At 66.5% G+C, this 3,385-nt stretch carries 5 protein-coding genes; all 5 read right to left on the bottom strand.

Annotation, left to right across the window (positions count from 1 at the left end; genetic code table 11):
- Positions 1-100: 100 nt before the first annotated feature.
- Positions 101-631 (bottom strand): GNAT family N-acetyltransferase, encoded by a 531-nt coding sequence (locus AC1VAN_RS15875; protein ID WP_025875048.1) that lies wholly within the window; start codon positions 629-631, stop codon positions 101-103.
- A gap of 14 nt (positions 632-645) precedes the next feature.
- Complete coding sequence (locus AC1VAN_RS15870; protein ID WP_480986163.1) at positions 646-1,533, bottom strand: carbon-nitrogen hydrolase; 888 nt, start codon at positions 1,531-1,533, stop codon at positions 646-648.
- A gap of 163 nt (positions 1,534-1,696) precedes the next feature.
- Entirely contained in the window at positions 1,697-2,734 is a 1,038-nt protein-coding gene (locus AC1VAN_RS15865; protein ID WP_480986162.1) for an agmatine deiminase family protein, read from the bottom strand.
- Positions 2,735-2,773: 39 nt separating this feature from the next.
- A complete protein-coding gene (locus AC1VAN_RS15860; protein ID WP_025875042.1) occupies positions 2,774-3,103 on the bottom strand; it encodes a hypothetical protein in 330 nt (109 codons plus the stop codon).
- A 146-nt stretch (positions 3,104-3,249) separates the two neighbouring features.
- The gene (gene ykgO, locus AC1VAN_RS15855; protein WP_005409283.1) at positions 3,250-3,375 is read right to left on the bottom strand and encodes a type B 50S ribosomal protein L36; all 126 of its coding nucleotides are present in this window, start codon (positions 3,373-3,375) and stop codon (positions 3,250-3,252) included.
- Between the last annotated feature and the right edge of the window lie 10 nt (positions 3,376-3,385).

The raw sequence follows: 3,385 nt of genomic DNA, 5'->3' as shown, positions 1-3,385 counted from the left end.
GCCCAGCAGGGTGTAGCGCACGCCATCGCGCTCGACGACGCGCACTGGCTGGCCGGCGAACAGATCGTCGCCGGTTTCGGGAAGGATTTCGGTCATGGAATCATTCATTGGAAGGAGCGGAATCGGCGCCATCGCCGAGCGCGCGCTGCATCTGTACGGTGTCCAGCCAGCGGCCGTGCTTGCGGCCGAGGCCACGGAACACGCCCACCAGCTGGAAACCGAAGCGTTCGTGCAGCTTGATGGAGGCCGTGTTGGTCGGCTCGCCGATCACCGCCACCATCTGTCGATGGCCGCGCGCGGTGCAGGCATCGATCAGTGCCTGCAGCAGGCTGGTGCCGACGCCACGGCCCTGGAAACGGGCATCGACGTAGACCGAGTTCTCAACGGTCCACTGGTAGGCGATGCGCGTGCGGTAGGTGTTGGCATACGCATAGCCGGCAACCTGGCCGTCGACCTCGGCCACCAGGTAGGGGAAGCCGCGGTCGATGATGTCGCGCATGCGGCGCAGCATCTCGGCCTGGTCGGGGATCTCGTACTCATAGGTGTTGACGAAGTCGGTCACTTCCACCGCGTAGATCGCGGTGATCGCAGCGATGTCGGCAGGGCCGGCATCACGGATGAGTACGGCCATGCGCGGGCTCCGGGTCAGTCGATGTAGCGCTTGAGCAGGTCGCCGTAGGCGTCGATGCGACGATCACGCAGGAACGGCCAGATGCGGCGCACGTGTTCGCTGCGCTGCAGGTCGACCTCGCACATCAGGATGGTCGCTTCGGTGCCGGCTTCGGCCAGGAACTCGCCCTGCGGGCCCAGCACGTGGCTGTTGCCCCAGAACTGGATGCCTGAGGCGCCCAGCGGCGAAGCCTCATGGCCGACGCGGTTGCAGCTGAGCACCGGCACGCCGTTGGCTACGGCATGGCCACGGTGGCTCAGTACCCAGGCGTCGCGCTGGCGGGTCTTCTCGTCCTGTGCATCGTCCGGGTCCCAGCCGATCGCGGTGGGGTACAGCAGCAGCTCAGCACCGGCCAGCGCCATCAGGCGCGCTGCTTCCGGGTACCACTGGTCCCAGCACACCAGCACGCCGAGGCGGCCGACCGAGGTGTCGATCGGCTTGAAGCCGATGTCGCCCGGGGTGAAGTAGAACTTCTCGTAGAAGCCCGGGTCATCCGGGATGTGCATCTTGCGGTACTTGCCCAGCAAGGTGCCGTCCTTCTCGAAGACCACGGCGGTGTTGTGGTACAGGCCGGCAGCGCGGCGCTCGAACAGCGAGCCGACCAGCACCACGCCATGCTTCTTGGCCAGCGCGCCCAGGCGCTCGGTGCTTGGTCCCGGAATCGGCTCGRCCAGGTCGAATTCATCGACCGATTCGTGCTGGCAGAAGTAGGGACCGTTGTGCAGTTCCTGCAGCAGCACCAGCTTCGCGCCCTGTGCCGCGGCGTCGGCAACACGCGCTTCGATCACCGCCAGGTTGGCGGCGGCATCACCGTGGTTGCGCTCCTGGATCAGGGCGACGGTAAGGGGGCTGCGCGAGTTCATGCGGGGCGATCCTGCGGGGGAAAACCCGCATGTTAACGCGGATGCGCCACGACAGCGTGTTGGCTGCTGAATGGTGCACGCAACCGGTAGCGCCGGGCCATGCCCGGCGGATTTTATCCCGCGCTCCGCGCTCGCCGGGCATGGCCCGGCGCTACCGCGTGGCTTATGCCTTCAACAGCCCGGCCGGCAGCTGCATGGTGATGCAGTGCAGGCTGCCGTTCTGCCAGATCAGCGAGCGGCACGGCACCTGCACGATCTCGCGGCCAGGGTGGGCCTGTGCCAGCACGTCGCGGGCCAGGTCATCGGCCGGGTCGCCATAGGCCGGCATCAGCACCGCGCCGTTGACGATCAGGTAATTGGCATACGAAGCAGCCAGGCGACGGCCTTCATCGATCACCGGCTGTGCCCACGGCAACGGGAACAGGCGGTACGGCTTTCCGTCAGCCGTGCGCAGTGCGGCCAGCTCGGCGCCCATCGCCTGCAGCTCGGCGTAATGCGAGTCGCTGGCGTCGTCGCAGGCCTGGTAGACGATGCTGTCGGCCGAGGCGAAGCGGGCGAGGGTGTCGATATGGGCGTCGGTGTCGTCGCCTTCCAGATAGCCATGATCCAGCCACAGCACGCGCTTCTGCTGCAGCCAGTCGGCCAGGTCGGCGCTCAGGCTGYCGCGGTCACGGTCGGGATGGCGCTCGTGCAGGCACTTCCAGGTGGTCAGCAGGGTGCCTTCGCCATCGGTCTCGATGCCGCCGCCCTCCAGCGCGAACGGAATGCTGCGCACCGTCGCGTCGTTGAACACGCCGGCCTGGTCGAGCGCGCCGACCAGCTGGTCATCCAGGGTGGCGTCGAACTTGCCGCCCCAGCCGGTGAAGCGGAAGTCCAGCAGCTGGAAGCTGCCGTCGGCACGGCGCAGGGTGATCGGGCCCGAATCACGCAGCCAGGTGTCGTCGTAGGCGGCGGTGGTGAAGTGGACCTTGTCCATGTCGATGCGGTTGGAGCGCAGCCGCATCTCGGCGTAGGTCTCCACGTCATCGTCGGCCACGCAGATCAGCACCGGCTGGAAGCGGGTGATCGCTGCAACCAGGGCGATGTAGGTCTCTTCCACCTGGCCCAGGCGGTCGGCCCAGTCGGTGTCGGCGGTGGGCCAGGCAATCAGGACGCCGCTCTGGGCTTCCCATTCGGCAGGAAAACGAAGGGTCTGGTTCATGGTCTCGCTACACGCGCCCGCCGGTGGCGGGCATGGGGGTCAACGGATCGGCGGCTTGGGGCCGATTTCGTTCGGATCCGCCTGGTTTGCCACCACGTCGATCACCTTCTGCTTCTCGAAGTAGACGGTGAACTGCGGGTACACCCAGCGGTGGATGGTCGGCCATTGCCGTTTCTGCCCGCCGCGCGGCTGCAGCTGTTCTGCCGGCGCGCCGAACTGCGACTGCACCTGCTGCATGCTCTGGCCGCGGACGGGCAGGGCGCCGGCCGGCTTTTCGCGGGCGCGGTCAACAAGCAGGGTATCGGCCATCGCCGGGGTGGCGGCAGCCAGGGTGGCCAGTACGGCCAGGGTGCACAGGTAACGCGTCATCTCGATCTACTCCCCAGTGGTCAAGAACAGCGATTACAGCAAAAACGGCAGGAAAAAACCGCATAAACAAAAAACCGCCCGAAGGCGGTTTTTTGCATCGGGTCGGCCCCGCGTGGGGCCAGCCGCGGTCACAAGGACCGTTGGGCTTAGCGCTGACGCGCCTTGAAACGCGGGTTCGACTTGCAGATGACGAAGATCTTGCCACGACGACGCACGACCTTGCAGTCACGGTGACGGGCCTTCGCCGACTTCAGGGAGGACAGAACTTTCATGGCATACCTC

Source organism: Stenotrophomonas sp. 05L44_2 (genome assembly GCF_056665995.1).
This window is presented reverse-complemented; position numbering and strand designations above follow the sequence as displayed.

Excerpts from the sequence above, each read along its gene's own strand:
- AC1VAN_RS15875 (WP_025875048.1), bottom strand. The coding sequence starts at position 631 with ATGGCCGTACTCATCCGTGATGCCGGCCCTGCCGACATCGCTGCGATC.
- AC1VAN_RS15860 (WP_025875042.1), bottom strand. The coding sequence starts at position 3,103 with ATGACGCGTTACCTGTGCACCCTGGCCGTACTGGCCACCCTGGCTGCC.
- ykgO (WP_005409283.1), bottom strand. The coding sequence starts at position 3,375 with ATGAAAGTTCTGTCCTCCCTGAAGTCGGCGAAGGCCCGTCACCGTGAC.